The sequence below is a fragment of the Kitasatospora sp. McL0602 genome (assembly GCF_052076145.1).
Lineage (GTDB): Bacteria > Actinomycetota > Actinomycetes > Streptomycetales > Streptomycetaceae > Kitasatospora.
Genome location: NZ_CP197246.1, coordinates 1 through 15,470 on the forward strand (window position 1 = coordinate 1; position 15,470 = coordinate 15,470).

The window sequence follows — 15,470 nt, forward strand, 5'->3', positions numbered from 1 at the left end:
CGAACGGGTCGGCGAGTTCCGGGGCCGCCCGCTCGACCAGGGCCCTTACATGTTCGTCTGGGTCGACGCGCTGACCCAGAAGGTCCGCGAGGGCGGTCGCGTGGTCAACGTCCACTGCCTGGTCGCGGTCGGCGTCAACAACGAGGGCCAGCGCGAGGTTCTTGGCCTGGATGTCGCCACCACCGAGGACGGAGCCGGCTGGCTCGCCTTTCTCCGGTCGTTGGTCGCCCGCGGACTGGGCGGTGTCAAGCTGGTTGTCTCCGACGCCCACGCCGGCCTGGTGGACGCCATCGGCGCCACCCTGCCCGGCGCGTCCTGGCAGCGCTGTCGAACGCACTACGCGAGGAACCTGCTGTCGCAGGTTCCGAGGTCCGCCCAGCCGTGGGTCGCCACTCTCCTGCGGACTGTCTTCGAACAGCCCGACGCCGGCGCGGTGCGAAAGCAGATGGCCACGGTCATCGCCGCCCTCGACGAGCGATTCCCCAAAGCCGCAGAGCACTTGGACAGCGTCCGCGAAGACCTGCTGGCGTTCGCGGCCTTCCCGAGAACGGTCTGGAAGTCGATCTGGTCGAACAACCCGCAGGAGCGCCTGAACAAGGAGATCCGGCGCCGCACCGACGTCGTCGGAATCTTCCCCGACCGATCCTCGATCGTCCGCCTGGTCGGCGCCGTCCTGTCCGGGCAGAGCGACGAATGGGCCGAACAACGGCGCTACATCGGCTCCGAGATCCTCGGCCGCTGCCGCCTCCACCCGATCGAGGGAGAAACCCCCGACGAGACCACCACCGCCGCCCTCACGGCCTAACCTGAAACTGGATCACCGAGTGGCCGTCGATACACCACTCCAGCGGACGTGACCTGAGGATACTTTTCGGGTATGGCTGATCATCGCTCAATTGACGTTGGAGGAGTCCGGCTTGCCTACCAGGTCTCGGGACCGCTGGATGCTCCGCCGCTAGTTCTGTTGCACGCTCTGGGCGAGGGCGCCACGGACTGGGACTCGGTGGCGCCCGCCTTCGCCCGCTACTGGCGCGTGTACGCACTCGACCTGCGTGGTCACGGTCAGAGCGACTGGCCGAACCACTACTCGCTGGAACTCATGCAGGCCGACGTACTCGGCTTCCTGGATGCGCTGGCACTTGACCGTGTGGACCTGATCGGCCACTCGATGGGTGGGATCGTGGCCTATCTCCTCGCCGAGGACCATCCGCGGCGGGTGGACCGACTCGTATTGGAGGACGTTCCAGTTCCACGTCCCCGGGAGCTGACCTCCCCAACCAGGCCAGAGGGGGAGCTGCCCTTCGACTGGGAGATGGTGTTGGCCATCAGGAGGCAGGTCGACGTGCCTAACCCGGCATGGCTGGAGCGGTTGAGCCAAATCACGGCGGTGACCCTCATCGTGGCCGGCGGTCCAGACAGCCATGTGCCCCAGGACGGCATTGCCGAGTTGGCCCGTCGCATTCCGGGTGGGCGAGTTGTCACCGTTCCAGCCGGACATCTGATCCATCACACCGAACCGGAGGCGTTTACGGAGGCGGTCCTGGCGTTCCTGCGTGCCTGAGGGAGATTTCCGAACTCACGAGCAGGCCAGGATGTTCATCAGCTCCTGGTGCTCCTGGTGGGCCTTCTTCTCCCGGGCCTTCTGCCGCTCGTCGTAGGCGGCGCGGGTGTCCGGGCTCTCTCCAGCGCGTCCAGCAGAGTGTGCCGGCCTTGGCGGCCGTAGCGCCACCACACCGGCCCGAGCGGGCCGTGCTCGGCCAACAGCTCCAGGGTGGTGGTGATGACCGGCACCGCGCCGTTGTACTCGCGCCAGCCGTCCCCGTCGGCATCGTCTCCTCGGATGACCCACCAGCCACCGCCCCAGGCGTCGCGGCCCAGGTCCGCCACCGCCTGCTGACGGTTGGCCAGGGCGAGGGGCCCGGCGTCGGTGACGACCAGGGCGACGGGCGGGTGGCCCGGCCGGGTGTGGCCGGGCCAGGTCCGGCGCCACCAGTGGACCGTCCCGGTCGGTCGGGTCCTCGGTGGCCAGCGCCGGGTCGATGCTCTTCACCTTCGTGCGGAACAGCTCGCGGTAGGCGGTGAACTTCGCGGCCACCCGCTCCGGCGACATGGTGGAGCGGTCGACCTCGACCATCAGCACCGGCGCGCGGTCGGGGTCGTCCTTGCCCGGTCTGGGCGGCGGCCTGCGCCAGGTGGCCGAGGAGGTGGGCGGTGAGGACCAGGTGCCGGCGCCGGAACGGCTCCACTTCGCCTGGGCGCTCGGTCTCCTGGTCCTGGACGAAGCGGAGCACCGGCGGGCCGGGACGGGTGCGGCCGTCGTCTGCTGCGCGGGGACGTCGGCGACAGTGGGGGCGGCCGCGGGACGCCACAGGGCTTCGACGGGCGAAGCGGCACCGATGGGTACGAGCGGGGCCATCCCACTGCCCTCAGGCGTCGAGAACATCCGCCCCAGGCCGGACGCCCGGATATAGCATCGTGATCATGGACTTCCTGACCGGCACCACCACCGACCAGGCACCGGCCAATCCGAATGCCACCGACGACATACTGGCCAGCCAGCCAATCGGCTACTGGAGCGGTCAGGCTCACGCCGTCGTTACCAGGCATCTGCGTGACGCCATGGCAGGGATCGACGTCACGCAGCCGCAGTACTGGGTGCTCAACAGCGTCAAGTACCAGCCTGCGGCGCCGAGCCGCGACGAGATAGCCGCCCAGCTGCTGCCCCTCGCGGATGGGCAACACGAGATCCCCCGCGTCGTCGCCCAGCTGCTCCACCGTGGCTGGCTACGGACCGACGCCACAGACCACCTGTACCTCACCGATGCAGGAGAAGCGGCCAGGACACGGCTGCGTGAACTGGTAACCGATCTTCGTGCCGTGGTCCACGACGGCATCAGCGACGACGACTACGCGGCCACGCTCAAGGTGCTGCGCAGGATGATCTCCAACATCGAGGCCGCCGGAAAGCCATAGGGCGTTGGGGAAAAGCATCCCCCGGCAACCAGGAGGTGGTGTTACGACAGCTCCGCGAGGAAGCCGACCAGCGCGCCGCCCTACCCCACCGATCGAACCCCAGCACGTCCAACACGGGCGCAGCCCGGCGTTCGCCTCCCGGCGGCCTCCCGCTTCTCTTCAGCCTCCCGTTCCAGCCGTTCCTTTCGGTCCTGGCGGCAGGACCAGCAGCGGCCGCTGCGGCGGCGGGTCCACTGGCCGTGGAGCCCGTACTCGTAGGTGCTCTCCTGCGTGGGGACCTGGCTGCAGTCGGTGCATGCCAGGGTCTGCATCAGCGCGCGGTGGGCCTGCTTGGCCTTCTTCTCCCGGCGGCCTGGCGGGTGTCGTAGGCAGCCCGGCTGTTCGGGTCCTCCAGCGCCAGCGCCTCGATGAGGGAGCACCGGGGTGGCCGGTGCTGCCGGTGCCCGGAAGTGGATGCCGACGTTGCCGTGGTCGCCACGGGTGACGCCCCATACGGTCAGGTCCTGGGGATCGGTGGCCAGGCCGGTCTCTTCCAGCAGTTCCTGGGCGGCGTGCCGGCGAAGGGCTGCCAGGTCGAGCGTCTTGCCCGCTGTGGGGGCTCCGCCGATCTGCCGGGCAGCGCCCGCTGTCGCGGGTGGGCGGTGGAGGCCGAGCTCCGCCCGACGATCAGGTCGCCGTCCTCGATGCCTTGCAGGACGGTGACGAACACGGACGCCGGCAGCCAGGCGCAGGTCCGGGCGCTGCGCAGCGCGCGGTAGTGGTAGGTGACGTGGGCCCACTGCAGCAGCAGCTCGGTGCTGCTGCAGTGGGCTCGACGGCGTTGCAGGCCGCTGCGGGGTCGTCGAACAGGGCTGGCTGGCGGGCCGGCGACTCCTCTCAGGGCCGACTCCAGGGCCTTCTGCACCGTCAGGAAGCCGACCCCGTACTTGCGCTGCAGGGCACGCTGAGACAGGCCGGCGCGCGAGTCACGGCGGATCGCCGCGTACAGATCGACCTTGGACTTCGGCAGCACCCGGACCCCCTCGTCGTGACGAGCACAGCCATGGTCCCGAAGCAAGCACCCGAGTGCTCTCAAAACTCGGCGACATCACTCTCCCGTGGCACGGGGTGCTCTCGCCGCCGAGCGACAGGTGCTCTCACTGCTCAGGCACGAGTTCTGTGGTTGGTGACCGTGGGTAACGAGATTCATAATACGGAGGCTTGATCAGTAGGGTGTCCCGGATTGAAGTTGCGCCGACGTGCGGACAAAGCGGACGAAGGCGCTCTGGCTGAGCCTCTTGGAAGGACTCCTGATGCATCCGAGCGTCGCCAGGCTGGCTGAGCTGATGCCACCACACGCCGGAGCCGGTGATGCGATCGATTGGGATGAGGCCCGCCGGAAGTGGGGGACTGACTTCCCCGCGGACTACCGCGACTTCGTCTCTGTCTACGGTGGTGGCTCGATCGACAACGGCTTCTTCGTAGGGCTGCCGCTCCTGGTTGCCCCGGGGGTCCGACGCCCACTGACGTTCGAGGAGTTGAACGAGGACGGATACGGCCTGCTGGATCTGGAGCCGGATGAGGACCCGGACCTGCGGGGACGGATCTCCTGGGCGATGGACTGCGGTGCCAACCATGCATTCTGGGACACCTCGGATCCGGACCCGGACAGCTGGACCGTCCTTGTGCTCGCACGCGAAGGCGACTGGGTGGCCCACGCGTGCGGGATGGTCGAGTTCCTCGTCGGCCTCATGACCGGAGAAATCACGAGCATGGGCGGATTCTCCCCCGAGCAGGCGCTCTTCTTGAACTGGCGGGAGGAGCGGCTCCTCAAGGAGGCGGGGATCGATCCCTGGCCTCACACCTGAGAGTCGAAGGCGGTGCTCAGTCGGCCAGCAGGACCCGCTTGCGCAGAAGGTCGAAGCCCGCACGACCGTACATTTGGCGTTTGATCATCTTGATGCGGTTGACGTGCCCTTCGACCGCGCCGGAGCTCCAGGGCAGCGTCAGGCCGGCGATCACGGCGTCACGTCCCCGGGTCTTGACGGCATGGCAGTTGGGGCAGAGCACCACCATGTTGACCGGATGGTCCAGGCCTCCGTCTTTCAGGCCGTCGACGTGGTCGACCTCGACGATGGGCTGCTCGTTGCGGCCAATCACATGGAAGCCGGGATGGCCGCATCCGGGATGCTCGCAGCGGCCCCCGGCGCGCTCCCGGAACACGGCCGAGCGCACCACCTCGGTCTTCAGCGCCGCACTGGTGGCGGGACGGGCGCTCTGTGCCGCCTCCTCCGCCTCGACGCGCTGCCGGTAGGTCGGCGGCGGTGCCGGTCGGCCCCACTCACCGAGGCGCTCCGCGGTCCGTGCCGCTGTGTCAGCCCGGTCCGGTTGGTCCGCAACCGGCGCGGTGTACCAGTCCGGTGCCGTGACACCGCTGATCCGCTCCAGGTCGAAGCCGTGCTCCGTCAGGCGGAACCGAGCCCGGTCGACTTCCTCGTCGGTGAACAACTCCCTGAACCAGGGCAGGCACACCGCAAATTCGACGCTGGAATCGAGCTTCTTCTTCTCCCACAGCTTGGCAAATCCGTCGGATGTGTCCTTGACCGAGGCCAGAAGCTGCTTCGCGGTGATCACCCCGCCGGAGATCACGATCATCTTCAGGAAGGCGGTCGGGTTTACCCCGCCTTCTGCAACGCTGGTACGCCGGCCCGGAGGTACGCCTCGAACCTCTTGCCGAGCTCGCCGTACCCATTGTCACGAACCATGGTGAATGCCTCCCCCCGGCCCGCGAACTCCGCGCGCCTCCGCCGATCCTAGGCCCCGACACCGAGGCGCCGGGGCCGGGGCCGGTCCCACGAGTTCCGCGATCAGATGGGCAGCGGCAAGTCGAAGCCGGGTCGCTCCGGGTCCAGATGGCCGCCGCAACCGCAGGCCGTGTCGTGGGTATGCGGAGCCGGGGCGGTGTCGAGGCGGGTCGACGGGTAGGTCGGCTCGGCGTCGTGCGGCTGCGGCCCGCTCGACTTCCTCCCCGCCCCCGAGTTGCCGGTCGAGGGCGGGGTACCGTCCCGCCGCCGAGCTCGCCTACACCGCCGGCACCGGCCAGGAACGCCACCGGCCGCGAGCGTTCGTGGAACGCCACCGGTCCCGGTGTCGGCGCCGAGGAGGCCGCGGCGCAGCTGGCGGCGTGCGCCCGGGTGTGGGATCAGGCGGGCCCGGACGGCGGGAGTCGGGCGTGGGAGCGGCGCTGACGGTCCTTCCCGTGGCTACTGGTGGTCCTGGTCGGCACGCCGGCCGCCGGGGTCCGCTCGGCGGCGGCGGACCTGCGCCTCGCCTCCGAGGAGAACCCGGCCACCGCCGAGATGCTGGCCGCCGTCCCGGCCGGCGCCGCCCGGCTGGCTGGCTGCCCGCCCGCCTCGGCGCGGGCAACACCCCGGAGCAGCTCGTTCTGCCGCCCGGACCGCTTCGCGACATCCAGCGCCGTCACCCCGGTCTGCGCGAGATCGCCGAGCGCCACCCCTCCGTCGGCGAGGTGCGTGGACTCGGCGTGTTCTGGGCGGTCGAGCTGGTCCGTGACCGTGGGACGCGCGAGATGCTGGTGCCCTACGCGGCGAGCGGAGCGCAGACCCGGCCGGTGGACGAGGTGGTCGCCGCCTGCAAGGAGCGCGGCATGTGGCCGGTCTACAACTTCAACCGCATCCACGTCGTGCCGCCGTGCACCATCACCGACGAGGAGGCCCGTCAGGGCCTGGAGATCCTGGACGAGGCGCTCAACGCCGCAGACCGGCACGTGAACGGACGGCCCCTGTCGACCGCCTGCCCCGCTACACCAGCTGAGAGGTACCCCATGAGAGCAGTCGTCGTACTCACGGTGACCGAGTGCCCTGACCCGGTTCCCGGCCCCGGCGAACTGGTGGTCCGGGTGGCGGCCGCAGGCGTCAACTACAAGGATGTGTACGAGCGCGAGGGCCGCAGCCCGCTGGCCGCCCCGCTGGTGCCCGGCAGCGAGGGAGCCGGGACGGTCCTCTCCGTCGGTCCGGGCGCCGACACTTTCGCACCCGGCGACCGCGTCGCCTGGTGGTCGGCGCCCGGCAGCTACGCCGAGCAGGCCGTCGTCCCGGTCCGGGCGGCGGTCCGGCTACCGGCGGACATCACGGAGCAGGCCGCAGCCGCCGTCCTGCCCCAGGGCCTGACCGCCCAGTACCTCACCACCTCCAGCTACCCGGTCATCGCCGGGGAGGCGGCGCTGGTGCCGACCGCCGCCGGAGGGCTGGGACAGCAGCTCGTCCGGGTGCTGCCCCGGCGCGGCGTCCACGTCGTCGGCACGGTCTCCACCGAGACCAAGGCCCGGATCGCCCGCGCTGCGGGCGCCCGGGACGTGCTGGTGCTGCCACCCGGCTCCGGGAACCGGCCGGCCGAGCTCGCCGCCCGGATTCGCGAACTCACCGGCGGCCGGGGCGTTGAGGTGGTGTTCGACGGCGTCGGCAAGGACACCTTCGAGCTGGGGCTGGCGTCCTTGCGCCGGCGCGGCACCTTCGTCCTGGTTGGGGCCGCCTCCGGCCCGGTCCCGCCGTTCGACCCCCAGCGGCTGGCGGCCGCCGGCTCGCTGTTCCTGACCCGGCCGACCCTGGTCGACCACGCCACCGCCCCCGAGGAGCTCGCCACCCGCGCCGCCGAGGTCTTCGCCTGGCTACGCGACGGCACCCTCACCGCCACCCACACCACCCACTACCCCCTCGCTCAGGCCGCCCAGGCCCAAACCGATCTCCAAGGCCGCCGGACCACCGGCAAACTCCTGCTCATCCCCTGAGCCCGCCGCTCCACCCGACTTTCGCGGGAGTGTCAGCTTCTTGGCTCATACAAGATGGGTGCAGATCTTCTGAGGGCGGCGTACGTTGCTGGCCTGCAGCAACGTACGCTGCTACGCCAGTGGAGCGGGTGGCGGGTCGGCTGGTCAGGCGACGTCGGCTGGGCTGGAGAGCAGATCGCCGGTTGCGGTACGCCGGTAGACGACCCGTCGGCCGACCCTCGTCCCGGCTATCAGGTCGGCCTCGCGCAGCACAGCAAGGTGGCCTCCGACGGTGCCGAGCGAGAGGCCGAGCTGGGCGGCGAGTTCGCTACTGGTCGCTGGGCGTTCGAGTTCGGTGAGGATCGCCGCCCGGCCGGTCCCGATCAGGCGGCCGAGGGCATGTTCGGGGCTCGGGTGTGCCGTCGTGGCGGAGCCGCGCGCCGGGTAGACCAGCGCGATCCGTCCGGGCGTCGCGTCGCAGAGCCAGGTGCCGCTCGACGCGCTGACCGGCACGAAGAGCATGCCCTCGTCGGCGACCACATGGTCGGGCCCGGGGCGGTTGCTGAAACGGATCGCGTCGGCGCCGACCCAGCCGCTGCCCCGGCTCATCTGCTCCAGGGCCCGGGGCCAGCCGTAGGCGGCGAGCAGGCCCGCCCGGTAGGTGACATCGCGTTCCAGCAGTGCCCGGCGGCGCGGCCAGTCCGGGAGCACGCAGTTCCTCCAGACGTACCGGAACAGGTCGGCCGTCCTGGCCGCCCAGCCGTGACCGGTCAGCCAGTTCAAGTCGTGCTGCTTCCAGCTGTGCGCGACGGCCGCCTCCAGCTCGGCGCGCGCCTCGGTGTCGGAGATCCGGGTGACCTCGGCCAGCTCGGTGGCTAGCACGGTCCGCATGCCGCCCGACGGCGCAATGACGACGAATCCGGGCAGCCACTTGGTCGAGCCGAGCAGCCTGACCAGGCCCTTGGCGAAGGGGTCTGCGTCCAACAGGGCGTCGAACGCACCAAGATGACGAGTGTGCCAGGGGTGCAGCCACGGGTCGGTGCAGGGTCTGCCCAGCAGGATCGTCGACGCCAGGGTCTCGGCGAGCGGCGAGAGCGCGAAGCGCGACCGCGACAGGGCCATCGAGCTGAGCCGCAGCAGTGTCATCTTTCGCCTCCTGGCGAAACGATACCGTCCGCTCCCCGGCCACCGGAGACTCTGGCCGGTGCTCACACCTCTCCTTCGACAGACGCACTTCCGCTGGTTCTTCGCCGGGCGGCTGGTGTCCCTGCTCGGCAGTTCGATGGCGCCGGTCGCGCTGGCCTTCGCCGTCCTGGATTCCGCCCCCGGCTCCGGCGATCTCGGGGTGATCCTCGCCGCCCGGATGCTGCCCCTGCTCGTGTTCCTCCTGCTGGGCGGGGCCACCGCCGACCGCCTCCCGCGCCGGACGGTGCTGGTGGCCGCCAACCTCGGCTCGGCACTCACCCAGGGTGGTGTTGCGGTACTGCTGCTGACGGACCGGTACTCGCTGCTTCCGGTGGCCGCGCTGGAACTCCTGAGCGGCGTGGTCGCCGCGTTCACCACCCCCGCCCTGCGGGGCGTCGTGCCCCAACTCGTCGACCGGACACTGCTCCAGCAGGCCAATGCAGCTCTTGGCTCGGCGAACAGCGCCACGAAGGTCCTCGGACCGAGCCTCTCCGGGGTACTGGTGGTGGCCGTCGGCGGCGGCACGGCGATCGCCTTCGACGCCCTGACGTACCTGCTCGCGGCCGGATGCCTCGCCCGGCTCCCCCTCATCTCAGCCGCGCCCAAGCGCCAGAGCAGCACCGTGCTCAGAGACATCCGTGACGGCTGGACGGAGTTCCGCCGCCTGCCGTGGGTATGGACGGTGACCGGCGCCTTCTGCCTCATGAACCTGGTGCAGACCGGCACCTGGCAGATCCTCGGGCCCACCCTCACCCGGCAGCTCAGCAGCGAGGCGGTCTGGGGGTTCGTGCTCAGCGCCCGTGGGGCAGGCCTGCTGCTGATGAGCGTGCTGATGTACCGGCTGGCGGTCCGGCACCTGCTGCGGCTGGGCCAGCTGGCGAGCGCGCTCGGTGCGCTGCCCCTGCTGGCGCTCGGCGCGCGCCTGCACGCCCCCTGGCTGACCGGTGCCGCGTTCGTCGCAGGGCTGGGTTCCGCCGTCTCCGGAATCAGCTGGGAGACCTCGCTGCAGGAACACGTCCCCGCTCACGCGCTCTCCCGCGTCTCGTCCTACGACGACCTGCTCTCCTACCTCGCGATACCGATCGGCCAGCTCAGCGTCGGCCCGCTCACCCAGACCTTCGGCGGCTTCCGGGTGACTGCGACCGCGGGCATCCTCTACGCCGCGGCGGCCTTGGCTCCGCTCGCCTCCACCGCCGTCCGCCGACTGCCGCACGCACGAGCCGAGGTCAGCTGAGGCCGGTCTCCAGGGCGTCCAGGGCCAGCCACCGGCCGCCCCGCACACGCCATCCAGGCAAGGCCAATATGTACATCGAACTTCAGGCGCAGATCTGAGGGTGCCTCGTTGGGGTGATTCGCGGGCTTCTGCGGTGGGACCGAAATGGTGGGCTTCTAGCGTCGTGGGCGTGGAGCCCGCCGTGGGTGCGGGTGCCGAGCCGGGGGTGGGTGGTGTGGTGCCGTCGTTGATCGAGGCGCTGGAGGCCAGGGAGGCTGAAGTGCGTGGCCGGGCCGATCGGCTGCGCGAGCAGATCGCCGGGCTTTCCGAGGAGTTGTCCCGGCTGGAGGTGCAGCTGTCGCGGCTGCGGGTCACGCGGGGGACCGTGGATGAAGTCCTGGCCGACGGGCCGTCCTCGTCGCCCGGTGGCCAGGTGGCCGGGGACGGGGACGGGGACGGGGACGGGGACGGCTCTGGCGGGGTGGCGGCGGCGTTGCTAGTGGCCGAGGCGGAGCTGGATGTGACGGCGATGTCGCCGGAGTACCAGGCGGTCATCGGCCTGTTCGCGACCACGGGGGCGGCGATGCGCTGCAAGGAGGTGCGCGCAGTTGGGGGTCGGGTCCGAGGCGCGTCATGTGGAAGGGATGCGTGCGAAGTTGAAGCGTCTGGTCGAGCGCGGGATCCTGGCCGAGACCGCGCCGGGGCTGTTCAAGGTGGACGGGCGGAGGCAGGGATGGTGAGCGCGGCGCACGACGCTCCTCGCCCACCGCGGCACCACTGATCGTGGCGCGGTTCACCAAAAGCCAGTGCCAGCCGTGTCCCGACCGTCCCCGGTGCACGAGCTCCAGCGGCGCGCGGAACGTGGGCTTCCCCCCGCGAGAGCTCCGTGACCTGCAAGTCCGTGTCCGCACTGAGCAGCAGACGCCGGAGTGGAAGGCCCGCTACGCGGTCCGCTCCGGCGTGGAGGGCACAATCAACGAGTTCGCCCACGGCCACGGCATGCGCCGCTGCCGCTACCGCGGACAGCCAAAAGCGCACGTACAGCACGTACTCACGGCCATCGCCGTGAACACCGAACGGCTCAGCGGCCGGCCAGCCACGCAGCGGGCCCCTTCGCCGAGACCGCCAACCGCCTTCCAGGCCCTTCTGGACCAGCAGGGAATCCCCCGGTCGAAGTCCTGGCGCACCCTAAGCAGTTGACCATATCGATCAAGATCACCGACAGAGTCAAGCTCAGTGAGAGTCGGAGCCATTTGTGCTCTTGTGAAAGCCTGGCTGGCGCCGCGTGCTTCATGCATCGGCAGTGGGCTTGGGAGCCACCCCGATCGAGTGACGCTGGGTCAGTGGTCTGCGGTGTCAGCGTCGGGCGGCGATCAGCAGCCCGGCGAGGGCGAGGAGCATCCAGGCCGCGAGGTAGGTGAACGCGGCGGTCGGGGAGACGGCGGTCCAGAGGATGCCGGTGATGGTGCTGGCGGCGAGGTTGCCCAGCGATTGGACGGTGGCGAGCAGCCCAAAGGCGGAGCCGCGCAGGTCCTTCGGCGCGAGGGCGGCGACGGCGGAGTGCTGGGCAGTCTCGACCGCGCCGATGCCGACCCCGGCAAGAACGAACGGGATGGCCAGGACCGCGACGACGGCGCCGGTGGTGGCGAACATGACGTAGGCGGCGGCGAACGCGGCGACGCCGCCGGCCAGCACCAGGACGGGGCCGCGCCGGCCTAGCCGGTCGGCGAGGCGCCCGGCCGGGACGGAGGCGATCGTGGCGGCGACGTTGTAGGCGGTGTAGAGGCCGAGCGCGATCGTGGTGGCGGTCTTGGTTCCGTGGTCGGGCGTCAGCAGGTCGGAGGCCCGCAGGATCAGCAGGGTCGCGGCGACGTTGCCGACCTCGAACGCGGCGACCGCGCCCAGCAGCCTGCCGAGGTCACCCTTCAGCAGCGGTCGGACGCGGATCTTCAGCGGGACCTTGTCCCGGCTCGTCGGGCGCGGGGTCTTGCGGATGGCGTAGAGGATCGCGACGGCGGCCAGCAGGCCGGGGATGACGGACAGGCCGATCGCCCACTGAACGCCGAGGGCGGCAACCAGGCCGAGGGCGAGCAGGGGGCCGAAGATCGCGCCGAGGTTGTCCATCATCCGCTCGAACCCGTACGCCCGGCCGTACGCGGAGGTGGGGACGATATCCGCCAGCAGCGCGTTGCGGGCCGGGACGCGAAGGCCCCGGGCGGTCCAGGCAGCGGCTCGCAGCAGGCCGACCTGCCACACGGCGGTAGCACCGGCGGTCGCCGCGCCGAGCACAGCGGTGGTCGCGTAGCCGCCGACGGCGACCTTGCGGCGCCGGGAGGGGTCGTCGGCCAGGACGCCGCCACCGAAGCGGGCCGCGCCGGCCAGCGCGTCGGAGACGCCCTCGATCACGCCCAGTGCGGCGGCCGGAGCGCCGAGGGTGGAGGTCAGCAGGCTGGGCAGCAGAGCGGTGGGGATCTCGTGGCCGACATCGGCCAGGAAGCTCGCTGTGCCGATGCCGCGCACACCCGGGCTCAACCACCCCCGGTCATCGGCGGCGGGCTCGGCGGCAGGCGTCACGGCGTTGGTCATGGCGGGCAGTCTCCCGCAGCTCACCGGGGCGCCGCACTGGCGGATGACACAAAGGGCCCCGCAAGCGCGGTCCAGTGGTCCGGCCAGTCGGCCTCGGCCAACCGGAGCAAGGCGGGTCGTAGGCCGTCACAGCTCGACTCCCCGGAAGATGGGCAGCTACTCCGCGAGTCGTCACCACAAGGTGGCTCTCGTCTCGCTGCCCAACCGGCCCTGAAATGACGACCTGTCCAATACTGGGGCCGCGACCGATGTCCTGCCGACTCCCGGTGCTGGCATGCTCGCGCCGGGAAAACGCCTGGTCACGGCTCTATCCGCACCGCGAGGAGAGGTCTAGTATTCCGGGCACGGCAGCCCCACCACGGGTACCGCAGGGCTGCCGAGCAGGTCGGCCGCGCCTTTAGGCGGTCGGCGCCTCCCACGGCCGGAGCCCCGGGCACCCCCCGTCCCCGGGCTCCGGCCGCGCTGTCGAGCGGAGCGGGCCACCCCGCGATCGCGGAGTGGCCCGCTTTTGATGCGCCGTCCGTGGAGGCGTGGTAGCGCGTTGTCGATCTGCCAGAACACGGATCGTCCCAGGTGCGATGACCAGCTGGTGAATGGCCCACGCTTCGGCGTTTGGCCGCTCAGTCGCGTTGGTGGTGGTGCTGGGACGCCCGGGGATCGCTCCCGGGGGTGGCACCGGCGTCAGCCGGTGTCTTCTCGTTTCAGCGCCCCTGGCCTGGGGCCCTTGCGGGCTCCGGGACTTGCAGGGGCTCGGCGAGCGTTTTGGGCCTCCCCCCTATCGGAGGCGACCGTCGTGAGCTGCCTTAGCGCCGCGTCGACGATGTTCGCGGTGCTGTTCTCGTGTCGGTGGACGACCGCACCGCACGAGGGGCAGTGGAACTTGCTGCGCGAAGGGTCGGAGCTTGGGTTTCGCTCCTTGCACTTCGCACAGGTGCCGTGGACGGGCTCGCCCTGGTCGAGGACGACGAGCTGCGAGCCGTACCAGGCGGTTTTGTATTCGAGCTTTTTGCGCAGGCTGCCCAGGCCGGCGTCCAGGAGATGCCGGTTGAAGCGGGCCTTGGCCTTGACGTTTTTGCCCGGCTTGGCCCGAGTGCCCTTGGCCGAGGCGGTGAGGACCGTCAGGGGGAAGTCTTCGATGGCGACGTGCGTGAAGCCGGTGGCGAGCTTCTTGGCCACGCCGTGCAGGAACGACGCGCGTCGGACCGTGATCTGCTGGTGCAGGCGGGAGACTCGGGCGGCTGCCTTCCTCCACCGCCCCGAGCCCCGTCGGCAACGGGACATCGCGCGCTGTGCCTTCGCCAGTTTGGCCAGGTTGTCGGCGAGCCGGCGGGGGTGCTGCACGAGGGCCGAGGTGGGGTCGGCCGGATCGAGGGGGCTGGACAGGGCGGCCAGGTGGTGGGAGCCCAGGTCGACGCCGACGAGTCCGCCGGCGCGCTGGCGGGCGCTGGAGCGGCCGATCTGCTCGACGAGTCCGCCGTTCTCGGCGGCCTGCCCCGCCTGGTCACGGCTCAGGTACGGGGTGCGGGCGCCGTCGTCGGCGACGTGCTCCCACAGCACGGGAACGTCCTGCTGCACCTTGGCCAGCACGGAGGCGTACCAGCGGTGGCCGCCGCGGGTGACGGTCACGGACTGGATGACTGCCTGGCCGCGCTCCACCAGCCGCGCCAGGCGCTTGCCGCTGTCGTGGATGCGGATGCTGCCCAGGCCTGGCATCACCAAGCGCCGGTAGCCGTCCGGGCGGATGATCGGCCGCTTCACGTCGTGGAAGAGAGCGAACGATTCTGCGTGGCCCTTCTTCTTGAACCTCGGGTAGCCGTTGCGGGGACCGGCGCGGCGGCCGGCGAGCGAGTCCTGCCAGTACCGCCAGGCGACCTGCGCACGGTCGAAGCCGGAGGTGAAGCAGTACACGTTGACCTCGCTCCACCACGGGCTGCCGCCCTCCTCCCTGGGCCCGTCCCGCTCCATGCGCCACAGGGCACTGGTGTCCGTGGCGGTCGGCGTGCGGAAGCCGGCACTGAACGCCTCGGCCTTGAGCGCGTTCACCATGGCACGGGCTTCGGCCAGGAGCTCGCGTTCGCCGGCAGTGCCGGCGGCGTCCGCGCGCACGGCGGCCAGCCGGCTGACCAGTGCCTCCTGCCCGGCCGGGGACGGGACCGCGGGCAGCGGGGGCTTGCCGGTGACGGTGAGCGTGAGGCTCTTGCGGTGGTGGTCCCATGCCTTGATCCGGTCGGTCAGCTCGGCGCCGTCGGCCCTGATCCGGTCCTTCGCCTCGGCTTCGCTCAGCCCCGCTTCGAGGTAGGCGGCCCGGCGCTCCGCCCATGCCTGGTGGGACTGGGTCTTCTTGGCCAGCGCGTAGTTGTAGGCCCAACGGCAGGCTCCGGCGTAGCGGGACAGGGTGGCGCGCTGGGCCTCGGAGGGATCCAGGGTGAACCGGTACGCGCGCAACACCTGCGTTCCGGGCATGAACGTTTCCTCCCCCACGCTTGCGTTACCCCAGGTGATCGGATCGTTCCGTACTGTAGAAGGTGGGGAATTTGGTGAGCGAATCGGTGATCACACAGATGGGCCCTTCCGGCATATGCCGAAATTGGCCGCAGCCACGAGAGTGAGACGTGGACACCGCGGGGCTACCGGAACACGAGGAGATCGAACCCATGGTCTGGTGGGCGGTTCGGGCCGCCGCCGTGCGATCCCCAGGACGCGCGAGTCGTTGACGACGTGACGGCGGGGTCCTTGGAGAGCGGCGGT

14 protein-coding genes and 2 pseudogenes are annotated in these 15,470 nt (G+C 70.7%); 9 read left to right on the forward strand and 7 right to left on the reverse strand.

The window, feature by feature from the left end:
* Position 1 precedes the first annotated feature (1 nt).
* Positions 2–805 (forward strand): annotated as a pseudogene (locus ACR68M_RS00005) (IS256 family transposase); the annotation flags it as partial.
* Positions 806–877: 72 nt separating this feature from the next.
* A complete protein-coding gene (locus ACR68M_RS00010) occupies positions 878–1,561 on the forward strand; it encodes an alpha/beta fold hydrolase (RefSeq protein ID WP_441248271.1) in 684 nt (227 codons plus the stop codon).
* A gap of 38 nt (positions 1,562–1,599) precedes the next feature.
* Here ACR68M_RS00010 and ACR68M_RS00015 read toward each other — a convergent pair whose 3' ends face one another.
* Entirely contained in the window at positions 1,600–1,887 is a 288-nt protein-coding gene (locus tag ACR68M_RS00015; protein WP_441248272.1) for a hypothetical protein, read from the reverse strand.
* Between the two features lie 191 nt (positions 1,888–2,078).
* On the opposite strand from ACR68M_RS00015, the gene ACR68M_RS00020 reads away from it, so the two are divergent.
* Positions 2,079–2,471 (forward strand): hypothetical protein, encoded by a 393-nt coding sequence (locus ACR68M_RS00020; protein ID WP_441248273.1) that lies wholly within the window; start codon positions 2,079–2,081, stop codon positions 2,469–2,471.
* Between the two features lie 10 nt (positions 2,472–2,481).
* Complete coding sequence (locus ACR68M_RS00025; protein WP_441248270.1) at positions 2,482–2,973, forward strand: MarR family winged helix-turn-helix transcriptional regulator; 492 nt, start codon at positions 2,482–2,484, stop codon at positions 2,971–2,973.
* Between the two features lie 496 nt (positions 2,974–3,469).
* On the opposite strand, the gene ACR68M_RS00030 is transcribed toward ACR68M_RS00025, so the two are convergent.
* Complete coding sequence (locus ACR68M_RS00030) at positions 3,470–3,985, reverse strand: hypothetical protein (RefSeq protein WP_441248269.1); 516 nt, start codon at positions 3,983–3,985, stop codon at positions 3,470–3,472.
* 280 nt (positions 3,986–4,265) lie between these two features.
* On the opposite strand from ACR68M_RS00030, the gene ACR68M_RS00035 reads away from it, so the two are divergent.
* Positions 4,266–4,820, forward strand: coding sequence for an SMI1/KNR4 family protein (locus ACR68M_RS00035; protein WP_441248268.1), 555 nt, complete (start codon positions 4,266–4,268; stop codon positions 4,818–4,820).
* Positions 4,821–5,049: 229 nt separating this feature from the next.
* On the opposite strand, the pseudogene ACR68M_RS00040 reads toward ACR68M_RS00035, so the two are convergent.
* Both ACR68M_RS00040 and ACR68M_RS00045 read right to left on the reverse strand, forming a co-directional pair.
* Positions 5,050–5,607 (reverse strand): annotated as a pseudogene (locus tag ACR68M_RS00040) (hypothetical protein); the annotation flags it as partial.
* A gap of 547 nt (positions 5,608–6,154) precedes the next feature.
* A complete protein-coding gene (locus ACR68M_RS00045) occupies positions 6,155–6,466 on the reverse strand; it encodes a hypothetical protein (protein WP_441248267.1) in 312 nt (103 codons plus the stop codon).
* Positions 6,467–6,481: 15 nt separating this feature from the next.
* Here ACR68M_RS00045 and ACR68M_RS00050 point away from each other — a divergent pair, with 15 nt between their 5' ends.
* On the forward strand, positions 6,482–7,759 hold the full coding sequence (locus ACR68M_RS00050; protein ID WP_441248266.1) for a zinc-binding dehydrogenase: 1,278 nt from the start codon (positions 6,482–6,484) through the stop codon (positions 7,757–7,759).
* A gap of 144 nt (positions 7,760–7,903) precedes the next feature.
* Here ACR68M_RS00050 and ACR68M_RS00055 read toward each other — a convergent pair whose 3' ends face one another.
* The gene (locus tag ACR68M_RS00055; RefSeq protein ID WP_441248265.1) at positions 7,904–8,884 is read right to left on the reverse strand and encodes a helix-turn-helix domain-containing protein; all 981 of its coding nucleotides are present in this window, start codon (positions 8,882–8,884) and stop codon (positions 7,904–7,906) included.
* A gap of 58 nt (positions 8,885–8,942) precedes the next feature.
* Between ACR68M_RS00055 and ACR68M_RS00060 the strand changes: the two genes are divergently transcribed.
* The 3 genes from ACR68M_RS00060 (at position 8,943) to ACR68M_RS00070 (ending at position 11,336) form a co-directional block, all read left to right on the forward strand.
* On the forward strand, positions 8,943–10,157 hold the full coding sequence (locus tag ACR68M_RS00060; protein ID WP_441248264.1) for an MFS transporter: 1,215 nt from the start codon (positions 8,943–8,945) through the stop codon (positions 10,155–10,157).
* A 169-nt stretch (positions 10,158–10,326) separates the two neighbouring features.
* On the forward strand, positions 10,327–10,917 hold the full coding sequence (locus ACR68M_RS00065; RefSeq protein ID WP_441248263.1) for a hypothetical protein: 591 nt from the start codon (positions 10,327–10,329) through the stop codon (positions 10,915–10,917).
* A gap of 2 nt (positions 10,918–10,919) precedes the next feature.
* On the forward strand, positions 10,920–11,336 hold the full coding sequence (locus tag ACR68M_RS00070) for a transposase (protein WP_441248262.1): 417 nt from the start codon (positions 10,920–10,922) through the stop codon (positions 11,334–11,336).
* Between the two features lie 156 nt (positions 11,337–11,492).
* Here the strand turns inward: ACR68M_RS00070 and ACR68M_RS00075 are convergent, their stop codons facing one another.
* Complete coding sequence (locus ACR68M_RS00075) at positions 11,493–12,722, reverse strand: MFS transporter (protein WP_441248274.1); 1,230 nt, start codon at positions 12,720–12,722, stop codon at positions 11,493–11,495.
* Positions 12,723–13,403: 681 nt separating this feature from the next.
* Complete coding sequence (locus ACR68M_RS00080) at positions 13,404–15,185, reverse strand: RNA-guided endonuclease InsQ/TnpB family protein (protein ID WP_441248275.1); 1,782 nt, start codon at positions 15,183–15,185, stop codon at positions 13,404–13,406.
* Positions 15,186–15,470 lie beyond the last annotated feature (285 nt).

Excerpts from the sequence above, each read along its gene's own strand:
- ACR68M_RS00010 (WP_441248271.1), top strand. The coding sequence starts at position 878 with ATGGCTGATCATCGCTCAATTGACGTTGGAGGAGTCCGGCTTGCCTAC.
- ACR68M_RS00075 (WP_441248274.1), bottom strand. The coding sequence starts at position 12,722 with ATGACCAACGCCGTGACGCCTGCCGCCGAGCCCGCCGCCGATGACCGG.
- ACR68M_RS00035 (WP_441248268.1), top strand. The coding sequence starts at position 4,266 with ATGCATCCGAGCGTCGCCAGGCTGGCTGAGCTGATGCCACCACACGCC.
- ACR68M_RS00055 (WP_441248265.1), bottom strand. The coding sequence starts at position 8,884 with ATGACACTGCTGCGGCTCAGCTCGATGGCCCTGTCGCGGTCGCGCTTC.
- ACR68M_RS00025 (WP_441248270.1), top strand. The coding sequence starts at position 2,482 with ATGGACTTCCTGACCGGCACCACCACCGACCAGGCACCGGCCAATCCG.
- ACR68M_RS00080 (WP_441248275.1), bottom strand. The coding sequence starts at position 15,185 with ATGCCCGGAACGCAGGTGTTGCGCGCGTACCGGTTCACCCTGGATCCC.